We start from the raw sequence: 19,814 nt of genomic DNA, 5'->3' as shown, positions 1-19,814 counted from the left end.
TCAGCTCACGGTAAACTGCCCCATCATGCCATTGTCCTCGTGCTCCAGCATGTGGCAATGGTACATATAGGGGAAGTCGTCGGGAGCGGGCTGCCCATAGTGGGCAATAAAACGTATGGTTTCAGCACGCCGGATCAGCAAGGTGTCTTTCCAGCCATTTTCATAAGCAGGAGGTGCCTTGCCATTGCGGGACAGTATCTGAAACGAAGTGCCATGAACATGAAAAGTGTGGGCCATCTTCGCATCGTTGTAGACCTCCCAGATTTCCGTGCTTCCCAGGCGCAGACGCTGATTGATGACCTGCATATTCATGTACTGATTATTGATGGAAAACAGCGGTTGGCGACCGATCCCCATGGACATTTGCGCCGGACCGTTGTGCAGAGCGTTCTCCAGAGCCCTTTGGGCGAGAGACATTTTGTCCATAGGCATGCCCCTGAGCTCGAAACGGCGCGACGGCGCATCCGCCTGCAGGGTGGGGATGCTTACCAGGTGATCGGGCAAGCGTCCAGCTGGGCCTGTGGCAGAACCGACATGAATTTCCAGTAGATCAAAATTGCTGCGATCAAAATGATCACTGTCCATGGGATGCAGGCTGAGTCCGGGAACCACCGCCGCAGAATCACTGCGTAACGCCAATGTATTGCCTGCAAGTGAGCGCAAATCAAGGAGGATTTCGGCGCGTTCAGCCGGTGCCAGAAGCAATCTCTGCACCTTCACCGGCGCGTCAAGATAGCCGGCATCACTGGCAATGACATAAAACGCCCGATCTCCACTCAGGGCAAAATTGTAAAGGCGGGCATTGGAGGCATTGAGCAGGCGTAATCTGACCCACTGTGCCGGAACATGCAGGACGGGAGATTCGCGACCATTGATGAGAAAGCGGTTACCCTTCATCCCCATGACGTCCATGGCCTGAGGCATATAAACCAGTTTGCCCTGCGCATCGAGCAGGCGGTCCTGGACGATAACCGGAATGTCATCTATCCCCCAATGGTGGGGGAGACCCAGTCGCCGATCGGTGCCGTCCTCCACCAGATACAGACCCGCCAGCCCCCCGTATACATGCGGTCCGGTTCTGCCGGCAGGGTGAGGATGATACCAGAGGGTGGCTTCGGGCTGATCAATCGTATAGCCGTAGGTCCATGTTTTTCCCGGCAGGATGAGGCTTTGTGGACCACCATCCATGGTTCCGGGGACATGGGCGCCATGCCAGTGTGTGGTTGTGCTCTGATCAAGATGGTTGTGCACATATAGCCGCAGCTGCTGTCCTCTGGGGATGCGCAGGGCGGGTCCTAAAACAGCGCCGTTATAACCCCAGGTGGCCGTTTTGAGACCATCACTCAAAACGGAATGACCATCTGCCATGTGCAAGTGAAATTCCCGAACCTTGTCGCGCCCCATGACTCCCGTATATACCGGCGGAATGGGTAGTGCGCCGGAAAACACCGGCTTGGGTAATGGCGAGGATTTGCCATGCACTCCGGCCATATTCATGCCACTCATATTCATGGCCACGGCAGACGGCAGAGAAAGGAGCGCTGCAGTGCCGGCACCATAAGTCAGAAACTGACGCCGGGAAATGTGAAGCGCAGAGGATGGTTCGGCGCTGGCGGGTTTGCTCATGGCAGGCGTTCCCTGGTGGGTATAATTGACCGTGGAACCATAACATTGGAGTTGGCTTGAGGGTCAATACTCTGCCGAACTTGCTAATCCATGATGTGTATTTTGGGGCCGCTATAGCGATACCCGAATCCCGGAACGGTTTCCATCCAGTGATGTAAACCGGTATGTTCAAACAGGCGTCTGAGCCGATATACCTTTACGACCAGCGTGTTAGGGGCAATAAATACTTTTCTGCCATTTTTCAGCGCTTGTGTAAGTTGCTGATAAGACAATGCTTCGCCGGGATTCTGGACCATGCAGCAGAAGAGGACGTACAAATTGCTGGGGAGATATATTTTCTGATCATCGATATTGACTATCCGCGCCTTATGATTGATCGATATGTGCGTAGATTTGATCCGCTCTGCTGCGCTGCAGTCTGATGATGGAACCGGTTCCAGCAACCTGTGCAGATAGGCCAAGAGAGGCGCCGTACCCAGGCTCCAGGGAATAAAAGTCTGGGCTCCGGAGTGAATGGCATCTTCGGCAAGGCTGCCCAGAAGCGCATTGTTCGCCTCGGCCATGACCAAAAATGGCAGATCGGATCCATAGTTTTTTTGCAAGACCAGCAGTAACTCCCTGATTTCATCATTCCAGCCATTGGTGATGAGGACGGGTCTGTTTGAATGATTCAGCAGTTTTTCGCAATCCAGAGCGGATGTTACCGTCTGAACTATATAAGCGGTATGAAGATTTATGCTTTGCAACAGTCTGGATTCATGGTGATCACTTTGCGGGGATAACACGACAATATCCGGATCACTTTTGAACATGCTTTTTGCTGTGGGCATATGTAGCCAGGCCAGTCCTTCCACCACAATCCAGTGCAGATGAACGGAAATGAAGGGGATTATAGAATGAAAAAACATGTGTATTTTCCTGCAATGTTCAGATAAACCAGTCGGTGAGTGCACACTTTTTGAATCCATACATGGTAGCTTGGTAATGTGACATTATTATGACAATCTGCTCTCCCCGGCTTGCTTCTGAAAAGATGCGGGAACCATCTGCCATGATAAGGACATTTTTTAAGGTGTTCTTCCGGGTGTGCATGATGAAAATGGTCATAATATCGTCATCAAATTGTCATCTTTTTGACATATTCCCCTGATAAATTGTGCGGCTGCAAAACCAAGGGCTGACTCAGTCCTTAACGCCTACATAAAACAGGGAGAAACAAAATCATGAGTAAATCCGTATCATTACGTCCTTTGGTGTTGGCCCTCGTGACTGGTGGTGTGTTGTTGACGGCTACCAGTGTCATGGCAGATACCATCACTGCTGCCACGGTAAGCAGTCAGGACAACGCAGCGGTGAATGTGGGAGAGGTCAATGCGGCCGCTGCTTCTCAATCCTTTCTGGGTAGCAGAGGAGTACATTCGCTCACCCAGAAACACCGTTTTGACTCCGGTCAGTCCATAAAGGTATTGGGTAAACAACAAATTGCAGCTGCAGGACCGGTGGGCGGCAGTGCTCAGGCATTAGCCTATGCACCGGGCGTAAATGTGACGGGATATGGAAATACCGGCTCCACCAAAACATCCATCAGTGTCAATGGAATCAGTCAGGGCTGGGGTGGTTTTGGCGGGAGTGTCATAGATGCCGGTAACCTCTCGGTGACTTTTGATGGCGTTCCCATGGTCAATCCATCCACTGGTCTTTGGGAAAGTCCGCAAGTCCCACAAACGGGAATTTTACAGGGAATTGGTATCACCTACGGGCCGGGTAATCCGGTGAATCGCTGGTATAACAATATTGGCGGCCAAATCGCCTTTGTCCCTTTGCAGCCAACGGCACAGCCGGGCGCCAGCATCAAGATGACCTATGGAAGCTATAATTCCAAGAATATTGTGTTCAATGTCCGTACCGGCAGCATAGACGGATGGTCAACCATTATGGCGGGTGGCGCAGGATCCAGTAACAGTTACCGGCAAAGCCCCGATGGATTCGCGAATCCGAGTTACAATTATGCCTGGTTTCTGAAAACCAAAAAAACCTATACGGATGGGAATTTTTCATTGGGGGCCTATCTGGCCAAGGGGTCCGGATACCGTCCGGTTCCGGTTCCGGTCAACCCTATTGCCGGTGTTACTTATACCGGTGCCGCAACGGGACCATTATATAGCCAGAAAACTACCGGCTTTTATTCGTCCATTCCCTTTGATATCTGGAACAAGGATGACAGCAACACGACCTGGTTGATTTACAGCAAGCTGAATCAGAAGCTGGACAAAACCTTAGGTTTGCACAATATGATCTGGTATCGCTACGGCCATCGCTTGCATCAGCATTATAATAATTACGGCTTGAGTAATCCCGGCAATCTCTATGAATACAACAATCCTCATGACAGTGTATACGGAGACAAGTTGTGGATTTCCGCCAAGCTTCCCTATAATGATGTCAGCTTCGGCGGCTTCTTTCTGAACAGCCAATATAATACCAAAAACGCTTTTTATAATCCGGCGGATGGTGGTTCTCTTGCGCTTCCCAATCATTCCTATCGGAATGATATTTTTAGCCAGACGGACCTGGCGGCATTTGTGCAGGATCGCATCAGCCCCATGCATAATCTGCATATTACTCCGGGGGTGCGCTTTATCAATTATCAGACCCAATATACGCAGGGGGCAGATATACCCGGAGCAACAGGCACCAATCAGGGCAAGCTGCCTGCTTCCAATAAAAGCTTTACCAAGGTGGAACCCTCGGTGGATTTCAACTGGAAGCCGCTGCAATGGTTGGCGGTATTTGCAAGTTATGCCCAGGCCTACAAAGAACCGCAGGTTGGCGGTGGTGGTGGTCTCTACCAGAGTATCCGGCCGGTGTATAACCTTGAACATAGTGCGGATTATAATGCCGGCATAAAATTGCATTTTAATGATGCGGATTATCTGCACCATTTCTTTGCCATGTTCAGTTTTTATCATCTGCATTTCAGCAACCAGTTTGTTGCCGCCTATGATGCTAATGGAAATTATCTCGGGGACGCCGATGGTGACTCCATTTACCAGGGTGTGAACATCGCTCTGGAAGATGATCCCCTCTATAATGTGCATGTTTTTGCCAACCTGAATTTCGAGAAAGCCACTTTTGCACACTATACGACGGGTGGCGTCAGTTATCAGGGCTTGCCGGTATCTAATGTTCCCGAAAGCACGTTTAACATTGGTGCCAAATATCGCTATTTTCTGGATGGTATCCTGATGTCGCCCAGCATCTGGTACACCTATACCGGTGCCCAGAATATGTGGAATAACAATACGGTTATGCCCAGCAGTCAGAAAATTCCCGCCTATGACACGCTGAACCTCGGGCTGGAAAGCGTAATTCCCACCCATGGATCGGTACCTCTGCTGAAAGACGTGAAGCTCAACCTGGATATGCTGAATGTGACCAACAATCATTATAATCCGTTTGAGTACGTTACTTCCGGTGGTTTGCTCGGTGGAAATTCGCAAGGACAGGTGCTGGCTCTCCCCGGAGCCCCGTTTACTGTCTATGGAAGTATTTCTGCTGACTTCTAAAAATCGCTATACAGCGTGGATGGAAATTTCTTCATCCTCGCTTAATGATCTTGTTCGGACGTAATTTGAGGGAAATTATTCACATGAAAAAAACCGCACTAGCCAGATATGTGCTTTCGATAATGACCATTTTTTTGCTATTTTTGGGCGTTGCCAATGCCGGAACAAGCACATTTAAGCTGATCAAAGTTATTCCATTGCCGACCGCGGATCAAGGTGGTGATGCAGTCAGTTATGATCCTTCCAATCATTGTGTTTATGTATCCATGGGAAAGACCGATGCCGGTGGCGTGGTCATCAATGCGGATACGAACGCACTCGTCAAGGTGGTTCGTGACGGTCTTGTCCGTCCATATGGTATGGCTTTTGACCATCAATACGTTTATTGGACATCCAATAAACTGGAGCATTCGGCGGGCGCGGACAATAATACTGTACCTGAAAAAAAGTCCAGAATTTTTGTTGTCAATAAGGCTGACTGGAAGGTGGTTAATGTCTTTGATACGGTAGGTTCTGGTGCTGATGGCACCTGGGTGGACCAGAAATTGGGACGCCTTTATGTGGCCATGGATGACAGTAACTGGATTGATGTGTATACCCTGGGAAAAGCACCCAAATTTGTCGGGAAAATTTCCTTGTATCCGGAAACTGGTCATGGTCCTGATCTGGGTGTATTGCTCAGTGCCCGGCATTTGTTGTACATGCCGGATGATTCCTGGGAAGAAAAAATCAATTTGCTGAACGGGCAAATTGAAGACAAGACCAATGTTGCTCCTTACTTTCCGGTCTCAGCGACAAAAGCTCATCCTTATACCAAAGGACAGATTATTGATCCGGAAAACCATACACTTTGGGTGGGCACTACGGGTTCCCGGATTTTTGTCTTTAATGCGGGCAATTTGAAAGTGCTCAAGCAGTTGCCTGCGCGAGCCGGTATTGATCAGGTTGCCTATGATCCAGCCTATCATTTGGTTTATGCCTTTGAAAGTAATGCCAAAGGCTTCAATGTCTATAATGCCCGAACCATGAAGCCGGTTACTTTTGTCTCTACCGGTTATGGCAAGACCCATACTGGAGCGGTAGACCCCGGTAATCACAAGATTTTTGTTTATGTGGGTGAGGCGCATGCGGTTTATGTATATCAGCCTGTCCATGATTGAGGGATAGACTTCCGGTTGCTAGTCATAGCTATAATTCACGACTTGCCATAAGCAGGTCGTTTTTTAAGCGAGCAACCGGATATTTTATAAAAAGGGTTTCATCGATGCACGGATCAGATAGCTTACCCTGGCCACGCAGTGTCAAGTGGCTGCATATTTTTTTGGCGCTGTTCATCACCTTTCAGTTGATGAGCGAGCTGGACATGAAAGCCATCTGGAAACATGTAGGTATTTCAGCGTTTCGGCACTTTCTGTTTGTATCCCATATGTGGGTGGGGATGGCCAGTACCCTGGTGATCATCCTGTTCTGGCTGGTTGTTGCCGGGAACGCTCAATTACGTGCCCATCTGTTTCCCTATCATGGGGTTTATCTGCAGCGTATTGGTAAAGATATTCAGGGTGCGACACGCGGTATTTTCCCCCCGGCGGGTATGCGTGGCGGATTACCGGGCCTGGTCCATGGTTTGGGTCTTCTGGCCATTTCCACCATGGGGGCTTCGGGGGTGGTGATGTTTGTGATGATTTATGCGGCTGGCGGCGTCAAGCCCGGCGATGCTTATGGCATTCCCCATGCCATCCATTCCCTGATTGCCAATCTGGTATGGGCTTACTGGTGGGGTCATATTGCTATGGCTCTGCTGCATGCATTGCGTACCCCACGGATTTTGCGAATATTTATTCCCTAATTTTGGGCTAATACCGGAGCGGTATAGTGCGTAAACGGAAGGGGTCAATGGGATCCATCCATCATTTAACGCAGGTAACAGGAGCAAAATCATGAAAATATCTATACGGTTGGTGGGCGGTATTGTGGGCGGGGTGTTATTGCTGTCTGCTTTTGGCGCTTATGCTTTTACCGGCCAGGAATTGGCTGGAAAAGCGAAGATCAGTATTGCCCAGGCACGCGCAACGGCTTTACGGACATATCCGGGTAGCATCACCGATCAGGAGCTGGAGAAAGAGAAAGGCGGCAGCGGATTGCGATATTCTTTCGTGATCAAAAAAGGGCATGTCAGTCATGAAGTCGGTGTTGATGCCATGACTGGTGCCATTCTGGAGAACTCCGTTGAGGGTGACCATGCGGATTAAGGCCTTATAGTTTTTAATCGGTGCTGACCCGCTCTTTGGAGCGGGTTTTGTCTGTGTTTGTGGGGGATGACACTCAAAATGCGTATTCTTCTGGTCGAAGACGACCGAATGATAGGTGAAGCCATCTCTGTTGCGCTGCGGGATGCCGCTTATGCTGTGGATTGGACGCGTGATGGTGAAACGGCCCTGCAAGCCATTGCCAATCAGGAATATCAGGCCATTCTTCTGGATTTGGGCTTGCCCAAACTGAATGGTTGTACGGTGCTGCAGCGAGTGCGGGCAATGGGTAGTGATCTGCCGATCATTATTATTTCTGCCCGGGATGCCCTATCAGACCGGATAGAGGGTTTGGACCTGGGGGCGGATGATTATCTGGTCAAACCTTTTGCCATGGATGAATTGTTGGCGCGCTTGCGTGCCATTATCCGTCGTCAGGGTGGACAGGGGTCGCCTGTACTTAGCAGCGGATCCTTGCAGCTTGATTTAAGTACCCATATCGCGCAACTTGGCGAGGTCAGTGTGCTGCTGAGCCGTCGGGAGTTCGCCTTGCTGCAGGCTTTATTATTACGCCCCGGTGCGATACTGAGCAGAGCACAACTGGAAGAACGGCTCTATGGGTGGGGCGAAGAAATAGAAAGTAACAGCATTGATTTCCTGATTCATGCTTTGCGCAAGAAACTCGGTGCGGAGGTCATCAAAAACGTGCGTGGTGCGGGCTGGATGGTTTCGCGTCCATTATGAAAAAATCCTTGCAGCGGCAATTGTCCATTGGCTTGGGTATTGCCATTATCTGTATGGGCTTGCTGGCCGGTTTGGCGGCTTTCTTTTTATCCCTGAATGAAGCCCAGGAATATCAGGATGCTTCCTTGCAGCAGATTGCTGCACTGGTCCCTCCCCAGGTCTGGCAGAATGCTTACCGCTATGATCAACGACATGTGGATATTGATCCGGACGCGCGTATTGTCGTTGAACCGTTATGTTTATCAAATTGTGGGAAGCTGGATACTCCTTTGCAACTGCCCCCGCAATTATCACAGGGATTTCATACGGTTGTTGTCAAAGATCAGGATTGGCGGGTTTTTGTACGGCGTCTGGGACCAGATAAGGCGCTGGCCGTGGCACAATCTACCGATCTGCGCAGTGATGCAGCTTTTGCCAGCGCGCGTTTGACCCTGTTGCCCTTGTTGATTCTGATTCCGTTGTTGGTGATATTCGCACGGATTATTGTTCGTCGCAGTCTGGCTCCAATCCATGCTTTGGCCGAGGCCGTGGATCAGCAGAATTCCGACCGACCCACGCCGCTTCCTGTGGAGCAGGTACCCGAGGAGATTGTCCCGTTTATACAATCCCTGAATCGCCTGCTCGAAAGGATTCGGCAGTTGTTGGCTAAGGAGCGGCGTTTTATTGCCGATGCCGCCCATGAATTACGCACGCCTCTAACGGCCTTGTCGCTCCAGGTGCAAAATTTGCAGCGAGCGGATTCTCTTGAGGAAAGTCGAAAACGTTTGCTGCCTCTACAGGATGGTTTGGAACGGACCCGTCATTTGTTGGATCAGTTGCTGGGTTTTGCCAGGCAGCAGAGTGGCGTTTCCACGATAGAACCGGTTGATCTGACCGCCGTCGCCCGTCAGGTTGTGGAAGATCTTTATCCGCTGGCGGAGCTGAAAAAAATAGATTTTGGCATGGATGCCGAAAAACCTTTGCGCGTGCAGGGTAGTTCCGCTGCCTTTTACAGCCTGTTGCGCAATGCCGTGGATAATGCCCTGCGCTACAGCCCGGACCATTCCGAAGTGACCGTGCGGGTGCGCAGCGAGGAAAATGAAGTGCTGCTGGAAGTGCTGGACAGTGGTCCGGGGATTCCGCCCGAGGCCTCAGAACGCGTATTTGATCCTTTTTACCGGCTTCCCGGTTCAGCAGGAGACGGCAGTGGTTTGGGCCTGAGCATCGTGCGCAGTATTGCAGAACAAATGGGCGGGCAAATTATCCTGCAAGCACGGACAGATCACGCCGGGTTGCATTTCATCTACCGTCAAAAAGCTGGCTAAGTTTCGCTATGACGCAGCAGCATTCTATACTGAGCATCCATATTTTTATGAAGAACACGAATCACTTGAATCTCCTCTTCGGAGCGGCAGTTGTAAAAAACGACGTGACTCTGAAAAGGATGTTTACGCAGGTCAGGTTCGATATAATCACAGGGATTCCCAAGTCTTGGCGAATCGGCCAGTATTTTGAAAGTTTCATCCAAGCCTTTCAGGTAATGCAGGCGTTGTGCCCTTCCCCAGCGTTTCTCTGTGAATCGAGCAATTCCACGCAAATCGTTTTTAGCCGCAAGGGTAAGGGCAAATACGCCCATTAGCTCAATTCATTATCGAGTTCAGCCATAAAAGTTTCGTAGCTGTATGCAGCCGTTCCGCTGGCTCGACCTTCTGCAATCAACTGGCGCAGCGCTTCCAGTTTCTGTTCTTCATTCTCAAGCAGACGCAAACCGGCTCGCACCACCTCTGTCGCAGAGCCATAACGGCCCCTAGAAAGTTGGGCAGCAATAAACTGATCGAAATGGTTTCCCAAGCTAACACTGGTGTTTTTAGCCATTGTGGTAATCTCCAGAAAATACCAATAATTGGTAAATATTGCAGTAGGCGCTTAACAAGTCAATCCCGCCGCCTCACAACTCCGCACAGCTCGTACATCGAAGCCAAAAGCCAATCCAATAGGTGTAAGCACTACGGGCAGATGCTGCGAAGGCTTGGCATTGGTAATGTTTTCCAACCTGGGCAGATCTATATTCAGCACCTGCTTGTACAAAAAAAGCAGAGCTGCCTTGGCCTGATTTTGAGTGGATGACGAAACGTGACGCTCATTGGCGAGGTAACTCAGAAAAGCCTCCACCTCAGCGACCCCCATATTTTGGGGATGGCGCTTCCGATGGAACAAAATAAAACGCCGCACCCAATCGGTATAAACTTCTTCAGTGCGGATACTGTAATGCATCGTCCGGATGCGGGCGCGCAGCTGATCCAGAAGCTTGGGCGGGTTGCTGGGATCTGGTCGGGTGTTTTTCATCTGGAAAATTTTAGGCTGTTAAATTATTGCGCAATGGGAAATATCATGAATATACAGCATGTTGATTACTACTAATATTGTATTAGACAATTCTTTGGTGGTAGTATTTCAGAATCTAAATTACGTTGGGCAGCTAATTCATAGGAACTCACCATGGATAAGAAAACGGTTGAACGTGCGATTGATGCGCAGCTCACGAGCAGGAAAAAACATGTTCTAAACCGTAATGCGATTGCGGCGCTTTTCGGCGCGTTTGCCGACCCGGTGGGTGCGCTTGGAAAAATATTCGTGGGCCATGACGACGCCATAGACGCAGAGAAACAGAAAATAACCCAAGATGTCATCTTAGAAATGTTGTGCAAAATTGATGAAGCCATTTCTCAAGCAGCGAAAGATTCAAATACACGCGGTGTCCAGCTACAAGGCTTAATCGAAACTACCGCCCATGGCGCAGAATCAGTAGTGGGAGTTCACATAACAGAAAACAGTGGTTCAGTTACGATGCAACCTGGCACACACATTCGAACAACAGCCACCGCATCAAAGAGTGTCACCGGGTTAAAGGTTTGCGGGAAAATAGAAAAGGAGTAACACACCAGTGGAAACGAATGTGTTCTTTGGCCACCATTGTCCGCGTTGCAAAACAACAATTGGCACCTATGCATCGGTTGGCGGAAAGCCAGTCTGCCCTGGTTGTGGCGGCCCATTGGTCGCCGCGCCCGGCGGCCCAAAGACTACAGCTATCGCAAATGCTAGTTGTAAAAAATGTGGCGCACAATTCGGGCTCGTGAGTATTGTCGGAGGGGAAGCAAAATGTCCAAATTGTGGCGGCCAACTTTCATAGTGTTGAAAAACAGTTGAATGTGCTGCCCAACATGGCGTTCGAGAGGGACGCGCCAAAAGCGGCGCGCCCCTCAACTTTGCGTTATGCATTAAAGAAGGAGGCTGCATGAAATACGATGGGCCCATTGAAGATCTTCAAACTGTAGTCACCAGCATGGGTAGAAATGTCACTAGCTGCGTTGACAAAGGGAACATGCACCAGATAAAGACCAAAGAGGGCGAGACGTTGAATCTCTTCCCAAACGGCACGTTGCAAGTTCAGGGAAGCCCAGCAATCAAACAGAAATTTGAAACAGATTTCGATCAATACAACGGAACGCCACAGGCTTCAGCGGTGCCTGTGGCGGTTGACGGCGCACCCAATGCAGCGGCCGTTTTGCCTAAACAGGTATTTATCGTTCACGGCCACGATGATTCTGCACGTGAGCAACTGGAACTAGTACTTCACAAGCTGGGCCTAGACCCATATGTCTTAGCCAATACAGGGGGGCATGGTCTAACGATCATAGAAGCCCTTGAGGCAAAAATCGGCAAGAACGCTTCGACAGCATTTGGCATTGTGCTCATGACCCCAGATGACATGGGATATGCCCTTGCTAAAGGGCAAGATTCTGTGCAACCCAGAGCGCGACAGAATGTTGTTCTTGAAATGGGAATGCTCATTTCATCAATCGGCAGAAAGAACATGGCGATTCTCGTGAAGGGGCATCTCGAAAAGCCATCTGATGCCGATGGAGTTCTTTACATCGCCTTCAACAATCATGTTAAAGAAACTGTGCCTCGGCTCGCGAATCGCCTCAAGGAATCTGGATTTATCCTTAGCCCTGACAAGATCACCCATGCGTCCAGTTAATGCATAACCCGGCGCTCAACCTCGCTCCCTTCGGTCGCTGGACGCTGCGCGATAAGGCTGCGCAGCGCCGGTTAGCTCTACGTTAGCTGTCAGGAGATCGCATGTCACTGTCGGAATTGAAGAACTGGTTTTCACTTATCCAGCAAGCGCCGGAGAGTCTCCGCCAGTACTTGGAAACAACGTTTTGGGTTTTAGTGTTTCTGCTTCTGCTGTGGGCAATCCTGAAAATTCTCTTCAACAAGCAGTTCAAAGAGCTTTATCGAATCATTGGTGTGGCCGCCAAGAAGACCGGAGAGGTTGGAAAAATCATTGCAAAGGAGGCTGCAAAAAATCTAGAACTTCCGGAGCCATATCCGAGACTGACGAAGTTCTTTGCCATCGTGTTCATGATTAACGGCTATCTGGTTGCATTCTTCTTTACGTGCTTTGCTCTCGCTGTCGCTGCATTGCTAATTCTCGCCGACACACCAAGTTTCTGGGCACGAACCGGTGTCATGCTGTTCTTGGTAGTCATTGGTTATTTTGCGTGGTTCTTTTTCGCCCAATCTGAGAAAGATCGTATAAGGCTTTTCAAGAAAAATGACCGCCAGGACAGCTAACCCGGCAGTCGAGCGGGACAGCCAAAAAGCTGCGCTTTTTGGTTCCCTCCGCGCTTCGCGCTCCGGCCGAGATTGAGGAAGCGTGGGCCGCCGAAACCGAGCGCAGAATTGCTGACATCGAAAGTGGGGTGTTGCAAGTCATTCCGATTGCTGACGCTCTGGCGCAGGTTCGTGCAGCACTGAAGTGAAGCTCGTTGTGACTCCACCGGCACTAAGCGCTAACAGCGGCGCATCCCTCAAGCTGCACGTTATATGTAAATTGCATTACGTAGGCCGAGGTGTTCTACAAAAGATTTGAAATCTTTATCTGAAAACAGCAGGGGGAGGTGATGTTCAATGCAAAACGATGCAATTATTACATCGGCAGTCTTTCTGATGGTAATTCCCTTTTTGCGTAGCTTGTGAAAATTATCCGCGCTCTGCACTACCAATTTTGTACCAAGCAATTCGAATATTTTTAGCGCGCTGGAGACCATCTCGACGCCAAAGATGGTCTGTATCTGCAACATGGTGACTACGACTCACGGCGCACTGGAAATCCTCATCCTAAGTTTCGCCTAATTCCGTCATGACATACTGATGGACAGACGCCGGGTGGTTGATAGACACCTCGATTAAGCGTTCTCAACCTTCAGGGAGCATTGGATTTATGGCATTACGATTATGGTTCGCCTGCACGGCGAGCCTGTTGTTACTGCTGACAGGATGCGCGCATTATCAGGCAGCGCCTTTGCCTGAGCATCTGTCCTCCAGGCAGGATCTGCATCAGAAAATGGCAGCGGCATTGGCGCGGATGTACTCCCATGTCCAGTCAATGGATTTGCAGGGACCATTTTCCGGGAAGGATCTTGGAACCATTGCGGTGTTGCTCAACCCGCAGTTGCGAGCCATGCGGGCCAATCTGGGGGTCGCCCAGGCCCAGGTTTTCGCGGCCGGTCTGCTTCCCGATCCCCAATTGTCACTCAGTGCGGACTTGCCCAGTAATGTTGCAGCCGGTTATTACAATGCCTATAGCATGGGTTTGAGTTGGAGCCTCGCCAGTCTGTTTACCCGCTCAGCTAATCTGGATATTGCCCGCGCCCAGCAGAAATCCGTGCAATATCAGGTTGCCTGGCAGGAGTGGATGCAAGCCGGTAATACGCGCGTACTTGCCCGTCAGCTTTATTATTTGCAGGCGCAGGAAGCGGTCGCGGCAGCAGCGGCCAGGACTTCCGGGAAATTGTATCAAGCCGCTGCTAAAAATTTACGTCTGGGTGATACCACCATCACTACCGCTTCACTGCGGCAAATTGCCTGGCTGGATAGTCAGGATCGGGCTTTGGCCTTAGGTCGACAAGTCACGGATACGCGCCAGAAACTCAACCAATCCATTGGTCTTCCGCCCCAAATGCGACTCCGTATGCGGTCTCCGCAACTCTGGGCCAAGTTGCCCGATGCGGCGTCATTAGTGAAATTGGCCGACCAGCGCCGCTTGGACCTGGTGGCCCTGCGGGCCGGTTATCAGGCACAGGAAGCCCGGGTACGGCGGGCTATTCTGGGTCAATATCCGGGTTTCACCATCGGTTTTGGAAAGGCTGCTGATACTTCCAATATACAAAGCTACAGCCCGAGTTTGACCCTGGATATTCCCCTCTGGAACCGGAATCGCGGGGCCATTGCCGAAAGCGAGGCTACCCGTACTCAACTGCGGGCAGCCTATGCCGCCCGTTTGTTTCAGACCCGCGCTGACATTTACCGTCTGGTGACGGACCTCCACCGTCTGGCCCAGGAAATCCTGCCTCTGCAGCAACAGGTTCCGGAACTGGAGAAAGCCGAAAACCGCTTACGCAAGGCGGCTGCCGAACATGACGTGACCTTGCTGGATTATGAAACCATACGTAGCCAGTCCCTGGCGAAGCGTCTGCAATTACTGGCGCTGCAGGAGTCCTATGCCGCCCAGCAGGCCGCTCTGGAAATGGCGGTTGGAGTACCTTATGCAGATTGGGAGAGTCAGAAATGAGAACACGGTTTTCGGGCGGAAAAATTCTGGCCTGGGGATGCTGCCTGTGCTTGCTGTTTGCGGGATCTGCCGGGGCAGAGGTTTCCGCTCTGGTAAAAGTTACGCCAGCGCGCATGATGTACATGGCCGATCAGCTGCGGGTCTACGGTACCGTAGAGTTTGCGCCGGAAGATGGCAGGACCATCGTGCTGCCAGCTGAAACCCTGGTCAATCAGGTGTTGGTGGCTGCCGGGCAGAGGGTCAGGCAAGGACAACCTTTGCTGCAGATACAGGCTTCGGTCAGCGATCAACTGCAACGGAAACAGGCGGAAATTGCCCTGAAATTCGCCATTGCCGACCAGCAACGGGTGGCAAGCCTGCGCCAGCGCCAACTGGCGACCAATAGCCAACTGCAGGCGGCCGATCAATCGCTGGCCCGGGCGCGGGCCGCCTTGCAGGATATCCAGTTGCGGCTGCAGCAACTGCAAAAAGGACAAGTCTCTGCGCCCATCAACGGGGTGGTGACTATCGTACATGTCCATCAGGGCGACCTCGTCCCCGCTGGTCAGCCTTTGCTCAGTTTGAGTACGGCTAATGCCCTGCGGGTGTTGTTGGGGGTAGAGCCGGCAGATTTGGCGCGCATACAGGTGGGAGATTCCGTGCAGCTGCTCCCGGTATATGGAGGGCAGGCAGCGGTGCAGGGGAAAATCCGGCAGATTTATAGTCAGATCGATCCACAAACCCGACTGGCCCAGGTGGTGGTCCCTTTGCCTGCAAGTCCCGATTTAATGCCGGGTGCCATGCTGCAGGCGGAAATTATTCTACATCGACAAAAGGCTGTGGCGGTTCCGGACAGTGCGGTTCTTCAGCAGGGCGGTAGATCCTATTGTTTCGTAGACGTGGCGGGTAAAGCTCAAAAACGCTGGGTGAAAACCGGTTGGCAGCAGGGTGGCTGGATTGCGGTCAACCAAGGGCTGAGCGCGGGGGATTCGGTGGTCAGTCTCGGCAACTATGAGCTGAAAAACGGCATGGCCTTGCGGATAGAAGGGAAATCCTGATGGGTGCCTGGTTGCTGCAGCATCGGCGTTCCATGCTTTTCCTGTTGCTGGTGTTGGTCCTGGCGGGTCTGATGGCCGCCATGAAAATGCCGGTGGCCCTGTTTCCCAATGTGGTTTTCCCACGGATCGAAGTCTCGGTAAATTCCGGGAACATGCCCATTCAACAGACGGAAATTGCGGTCACCCGGCCGTTGGAACAGGCCTTGCGGGCGGTTCCCGGTGTCGAGCGCATTCGTTCTACCACGGCGCGTGGTGCCGCCGATGTATCCGTACAGTTCGCCTGGGGCAGCAATATGACCGAAGCGCTGTTGCAGGCGGAATCGGCGGTCAACAAGGTATTGCCCGCTTTGCCGCCAGACACCCGGTTTACGGCGCGGCGCATGGATCCGACGGTGTTTCCGGTGCTGGGTCTGTCGCTGACCTCGGATCGTCTGGATCCGGTCGCCCTGCGTCGCTATGCCGAATATGACCTGCGGCCGCTGCTGTTGGCTATCCACGGTGTGGCACAGGTCGAAGTGCAGGGCGGGGCGCGTGAGGAATATCAGGTGGTGGTGGATCCCATGCGTCTGCAGAGTTATGGGCTGCGTTTGACAGAAGTGGAGCAGGCACTGAGTAACGGCAATGTCATTACCGCCGTGGGTCGATTGCAACGACATTACCGCCTCTATCAGATTCTGAGTGAAAGCCCCCTGAAAAATGTGCAGGATATCCGTCATATCGTACTGAAGACCGGCACGGCCGGGGTCGTGGACCTGGCCGATGTTGCCGAGGTCCGGGTAGGAACCGCACCTCAGTGGACCACAGTAACGGCCAATGGCAAAAACGCTGTGCTGGTCAATATCAAGCAACAGATGGGTGCCAATACGGTGGCCATTGATCAGGATATCCGGACTCTGCTGCGCAAGGATGCCAAGAGTATTCCGGCAGGGATAAAGCTGAGTACCTGGTACGATCAGAGTCAGTTGATTACCGCTGCAGCATCCAGTGTGCGGGATGCCATTTTTATCGGCGCAGCTTTGGCCGCTCTGGTGCTGCTGGTGTTTTTACGAAATTTGCGGCTGACCTTCATTGTGGCCATCGTGCTGCCCAGTGTGCTCCTTGCCAGCGTGCTGATCCTTTATGTGTTGCACCAGAGCTTTAACATCATGACGCTGGGGGGCATGGCGGCAGCTGTGGGCCTGGTAGTAGATGATGCTGTGGTCATGCTCGAACACATCATGCGCCGCATTACCGATAACCCCAGTGAAGGTAAGCCGGTGTCCGTGCTGCATTCTGCCCTGGAAATGAGTAAACCCCTGGCGGGCTCATCGGCAGCAACCATTATCATTTTTATACCCCTGGCCTTTTTATCCGGGGTTACCGGTGCTTTTTTTCAGGCATTGGCCATTTCCATTGCAGCGGCCCTGCTGGTGTCCTTTCTGGTGGCTTATCTGGCGGTGCCCCTCCTCGCCGATCTACTCCTGAGACCCCGGGATGCCGAGCAGGCCGAACATCAGGGCCGTTTTTTGGCCTGGTTCAGCCGCATGTATGGGCATTATCTGGAAAAACTGTTGCGGCGGCCATTGTTTTTATCTTTGATTGTGCTGGCTTTTTTGCTGTTGGGAGGATGGTCCTATACCCAGGTGGGCAGTGGTTTCATGCCCGCGATGGACGAGGGGGGCTTCGTGCTGGATTATACCGCTGCTCCCGGCACTTCTCTGGCGGAAACGGATCGACTGCTGGATCAGGTACAGCAGATTCTCGCCCAGAATCGGGATGTGGCCAGTTATTCACGGCGCACGGGTCTGCAGTTGGGCGGCGGCATCACCGAAGCCAACACCGGAGACTTTTTCATCCGCCTCAAGGCGCAGCGACAGCACAGCATATGGCAGGTGATGCAGGGCGTTCGTGCGCAGATTCATAATCAGGTTCCGGGGTTGCGGGTGCAAACGGGGCAACTGATGGAAGATCTTATCGGAGATTTAACCGCCGTCCCTCAGCCTGTCGAAATCAAGCTCTTCGGTGCGGATCCCCAAACGCTGCAAAAAATGGCCCGGCAAGTGGCTGGACAAATCCGGCAGGTGCCGGGTGTTGTGGAGGTTTTTGATGGGATTATCATTGCCGGTGACGCCGTTGATATTCATGTGGATCCAGTGAAGGCCGCCCTGGCGGGAATGACTCCCAGTCAGGTTAGCAGCCAGTTGCAAACCTTGATGGCGGGCCGCGTGGTCAGCCGAATACCCCAAGGCCAGGAAATGATCGGGGTCCGCGTTCGTGCGCCCCATGCACTCTGGAGTGAAATCCATCGCCTGCGACAACTCCCCATAATTGCCCCCGATGGGCATTATCTGACCCTGGGGCAGGTGGCCGAAATTCGGATGCAATCCGGGCAGGCGGAACTGAACTCCGAAAACCTCAAACCCATGGTGGCAGTGACAGCCCGTATTGAGGGGCGGGCGATGAGTACGGTGATGGGCGAGGTGAAGGTCCGTCTGGCCCACCTGCAGTTACCCCGAGGGGTCTACCTGCAATATGGCGGATTGTATCGCGAACAACAACAGTCCATGCGCGAACTGGCGCTGGTGCTGCTGGCGGCCATTCTGCTGGTGACGGTATTGCTGCTGTTTCTCTACGAGCGTTTTACCGTGGTCCTGAGTATTCTCGCTACGGCTCTTCTGGCTTTGGGCAGTGTGTTTATCGGCCTGTGGCTGACCGGCACTGAGCGTAATATTACCGCCATGATCGGGATGACCATGATTGTTGGCATTGTCACGGAAACGGCGATTTTCTTTTTTGCGGAAGCGCAGTCTGCGGAGTCCCATGAACTGGTTCGGGCTGGTAAGGCGCGGCTACGGCCGGTGCTGATGACGGCCATTATCGCCATTTTGGCCCTCATGCCGCTGGCCTTGGGGATGGGTGCCGGGGCACAAATGCAGGCACCTTTGGCCATCGCCATTATTTCCGGATTGCTGGCTGAAATTCCTCTGGTACTGCTGGTGATGCCTGGAATTTACGCGTGGCTGGAAAGACTTTCTAAAAAGGGATCAGTGCGCGTTATACACTGATCCATTGGTTCAGGGAAAGGCCCGTCCTTGTGAAAGGGAGTCATGATGCTACTACCATGCGCGGGTCGCTAAACAATATTTTAGTCCCTCAGGTATGTCTTGGTTCTTTGTTGCTTTTGACAACATACCGGACAGTTGGTACCTTATGTTTTCATTATCTAACAGAGGAGAATGGTCATGACCACACTTACCCTTACCCCACCTTCGGAAGCCACCGGCGAGCTGGCAGAACTCTATGCGGCCATTGAGAAATCTTTCGGAGGCGTCCCGGAAGGCCTGCAATTATTTGGTGTCAGCCCCAAATTGCTGGCCATTCAAATGCAGTTATTGGGGTATTTCGGACAGCATCCACGCCTTTCGGCTAACTTTCTGGCATTGCTGCGTTATATCCTCTCAGAAGATGGACACTGCCAGTTTTGCATTGGTTTCAATCAGTCGCTGCTGGTCAATGCCGGAATCTCGCCCGAGGCTATCCAGAAAGCCCTCGAAAATCCCCGTAATGGTCCCTTGGCCGAGCGCGAAAATCTGTTGCTGGATTATGTGGTCCGTGCGGTGAGAAATCCTCATGCTGTCAAAGATGCTGAGGTTGACCAACTGCGCCAGGAAGGCTGGACGGATCAGGACATTTTCGACGCTGTTGCCCACGGTGCCCAGCATACTGCCGTAGATATTCTCTTTGAAACGTTTCGGGTGGCACCTTTGTAGCCTCCTGAAAATCTATGGCTAGCGCGATTTAGTGCTTGTGTAAATGATGCATGTCCGGCACGTGAGGGTGGCTGTGGGTGAGGGGCTCGTGATGATGCGGATGCGCATGGCGGGTTCCTGGAGCAACCGGAAAGGCATGGGCGTGTTGGTGATGGACGTCATGGATATGCATGTGGGCATGATCCATGGCCTCATGGGAATGGACATGATCGTGGCGTTCATCCAGA

The 19,814-nt window shown here is 52.0% G+C and carries 19 protein-coding genes and 1 pseudogene; 14 read left to right on the top strand and 6 right to left on the bottom strand.

The features are described 5' to 3' along the window. On the bottom strand, positions 1 to 1,626 hold the full coding sequence (locus BLW97_RS10185) for a multicopper oxidase family protein (RefSeq protein ID WP_242947789.1): 1,626 nt from the start codon (positions 1,624 to 1,626) through the stop codon (positions 1 to 3). A gap of 83 nt (positions 1,627 to 1,709) precedes the next feature. Then, a complete protein-coding gene (locus tag BLW97_RS10180) occupies positions 1,710 to 2,534 on the bottom strand; it encodes a winged helix-turn-helix domain-containing protein (RefSeq protein WP_031574190.1) in 825 nt (274 codons plus the stop codon). Positions 2,535 to 2,849: 315 nt separating this feature from the next. Here BLW97_RS10180 and BLW97_RS10170 point away from each other — a divergent pair, with 315 nt between their 5' ends. The 6 genes from BLW97_RS10170 to BLW97_RS10145 all read left to right on the top strand — a co-directional run bounded on the left by BLW97_RS10170 (position 2,850) and on the right by BLW97_RS10145 (position 9,486). Continuing rightward, a complete protein-coding gene (locus BLW97_RS10170) occupies positions 2,850 to 5,192 on the top strand; it encodes a TonB-dependent receptor (protein WP_065958091.1) in 2,343 nt (780 codons plus the stop codon). Between the two features lie 83 nt (positions 5,193 to 5,275). Then, positions 5,276 to 6,352: a YncE family protein gene (locus tag BLW97_RS10165; RefSeq protein WP_143214869.1), complete on the top strand. Its 1,077-nt coding sequence runs from the start codon at positions 5,276 to 5,278 to the stop codon at positions 6,350 to 6,352. A 104-nt stretch (positions 6,353 to 6,456) separates the two neighbouring features. Continuing rightward, on the top strand, positions 6,457 to 7,038 hold the full coding sequence (locus BLW97_RS10160) for a cytochrome b/b6 domain-containing protein (protein ID WP_075323074.1): 582 nt from the start codon (positions 6,457 to 6,459) through the stop codon (positions 7,036 to 7,038). A gap of 91 nt (positions 7,039 to 7,129) precedes the next feature. Next, complete coding sequence (locus tag BLW97_RS10155) at positions 7,130 to 7,441, top strand: PepSY domain-containing protein (RefSeq protein ID WP_010642165.1); 312 nt, start codon at positions 7,130 to 7,132, stop codon at positions 7,439 to 7,441. A gap of 78 nt (positions 7,442 to 7,519) precedes the next feature. Beyond that, entirely contained in the window at positions 7,520 to 8,182 is a 663-nt protein-coding gene (locus BLW97_RS10150) for a response regulator transcription factor (protein WP_031574181.1), read from the top strand. Then, a complete protein-coding gene (locus tag BLW97_RS10145) occupies positions 8,179 to 9,486 on the top strand; it encodes an ATP-binding protein (RefSeq protein WP_075323073.1) in 1,308 nt (435 codons plus the stop codon). Before BLW97_RS10150 ends, BLW97_RS10145 begins: the two co-directional genes overlap by 4 nt. Here the strand turns inward: BLW97_RS10145 and BLW97_RS10140 are convergent. Genes BLW97_RS10140 through BLW97_RS10130 form a run of 3 tightly spaced genes read right to left on the bottom strand, consistent with a single transcriptional unit; the run spans position 9,483 to position 10,507 of the window. Beyond that, positions 9,483 to 9,797 (bottom strand): type II toxin-antitoxin system RelE/ParE family toxin, encoded by a 315-nt coding sequence (locus tag BLW97_RS10140; protein ID WP_075323072.1) that lies wholly within the window; start codon positions 9,795 to 9,797, stop codon positions 9,483 to 9,485. The two genes, BLW97_RS10145 and BLW97_RS10140, sit on opposite strands and share 4 nt — an antisense overlap. Then, positions 9,797 to 10,036, bottom strand: a complete 240-nt coding sequence (locus tag BLW97_RS10135; RefSeq protein ID WP_075323071.1) for a type II toxin-antitoxin system ParD family antitoxin — start codon at positions 10,034 to 10,036, stop codon at positions 9,797 to 9,799. The genes BLW97_RS10140 and BLW97_RS10135 overlap by 1 nt, the downstream gene beginning before the upstream one ends. A 51-nt stretch (positions 10,037 to 10,087) precedes the next feature. After that, positions 10,088 to 10,507 (bottom strand): phage integrase N-terminal SAM-like domain-containing protein, encoded by a 420-nt coding sequence (locus BLW97_RS10130; RefSeq protein ID WP_075323070.1) that lies wholly within the window; start codon positions 10,505 to 10,507, stop codon positions 10,088 to 10,090. 153 nt (positions 10,508 to 10,660) lie between these two features. Here BLW97_RS10130 and BLW97_RS10125 point away from each other — a divergent pair, with 153 nt between their 5' ends. The 8 genes from BLW97_RS10125 (at position 10,661) to BLW97_RS10080 (ending at position 19,587) form a co-directional block, all read left to right on the top strand. Continuing rightward, positions 10,661 to 11,098 carry a hypothetical protein gene (locus BLW97_RS10125; RefSeq protein WP_075323069.1) on the top strand — a complete coding sequence of 146 codons (438 nt, stop codon included), beginning with the start codon at positions 10,661 to 10,663 and terminating at the stop codon, positions 11,096 to 11,098. Positions 11,099 to 11,456: 358 nt separating this feature from the next. Then, positions 11,457 to 12,203: a TIR domain-containing protein gene (locus BLW97_RS10115; RefSeq protein WP_075323067.1), complete on the top strand. Its 747-nt coding sequence runs from the start codon at positions 11,457 to 11,459 to the stop codon at positions 12,201 to 12,203. Positions 12,204 to 12,304: 101 nt separating this feature from the next. Next, complete coding sequence (locus BLW97_RS10110) at positions 12,305 to 12,802, top strand: hypothetical protein (RefSeq protein ID WP_075323066.1); 498 nt, start codon at positions 12,305 to 12,307, stop codon at positions 12,800 to 12,802. 38 nt (positions 12,803 to 12,840) lie between these two features. After that, the gene (locus tag BLW97_RS18730; RefSeq protein WP_158025158.1) at positions 12,841 to 12,990 is read left to right on the top strand and encodes an addiction module protein; all 150 of its coding nucleotides are present in this window, start codon (positions 12,841 to 12,843) and stop codon (positions 12,988 to 12,990) included. A 461-nt stretch (positions 12,991 to 13,451) separates the two neighbouring features. Next, positions 13,452 to 14,801, top strand: a complete 1,350-nt coding sequence (locus BLW97_RS10095; RefSeq protein WP_075323064.1) for a TolC family protein — start codon at positions 13,452 to 13,454, stop codon at positions 14,799 to 14,801. Beyond that, positions 14,798 to 15,838 (top strand): efflux RND transporter periplasmic adaptor subunit, encoded by a 1,041-nt coding sequence (locus BLW97_RS10090; RefSeq protein ID WP_031574163.1) that lies wholly within the window; start codon positions 14,798 to 14,800, stop codon positions 15,836 to 15,838. Before BLW97_RS10095 ends, BLW97_RS10090 begins: the two co-directional genes overlap by 4 nt. Further along, the gene (locus tag BLW97_RS10085) at positions 15,838 to 18,882 is read left to right on the top strand and encodes an efflux RND transporter permease subunit (protein ID WP_075323063.1); all 3,045 of its coding nucleotides are present in this window, start codon (positions 15,838 to 15,840) and stop codon (positions 18,880 to 18,882) included. Before BLW97_RS10090 ends, BLW97_RS10085 begins: the two co-directional genes overlap by 1 nt. Positions 18,883 to 19,059: 177 nt before the next feature. Next, entirely contained in the window at positions 19,060 to 19,587 is a 528-nt protein-coding gene (locus tag BLW97_RS10080) for a carboxymuconolactone decarboxylase family protein (protein WP_024895191.1), read from the top strand. A 28-nt stretch (positions 19,588 to 19,615) separates the two neighbouring features. Here the strand turns inward: BLW97_RS10080 and BLW97_RS10075 are convergent. Next, positions 19,616 to 19,814 (bottom strand): annotated as a pseudogene (locus tag BLW97_RS10075) (EamA family transporter); the annotation flags it as partial.

Source organism: Acidithiobacillus albertensis (assembly GCF_001931655.1).
Lineage (GTDB): Bacteria > Pseudomonadota > Gammaproteobacteria > Acidithiobacillales > Acidithiobacillaceae > Acidithiobacillus > Acidithiobacillus thiooxidans.
Note: the sequence above shows the minus strand (reverse complement) of the source record. Positions and strands in the feature narration are given on the sequence as shown.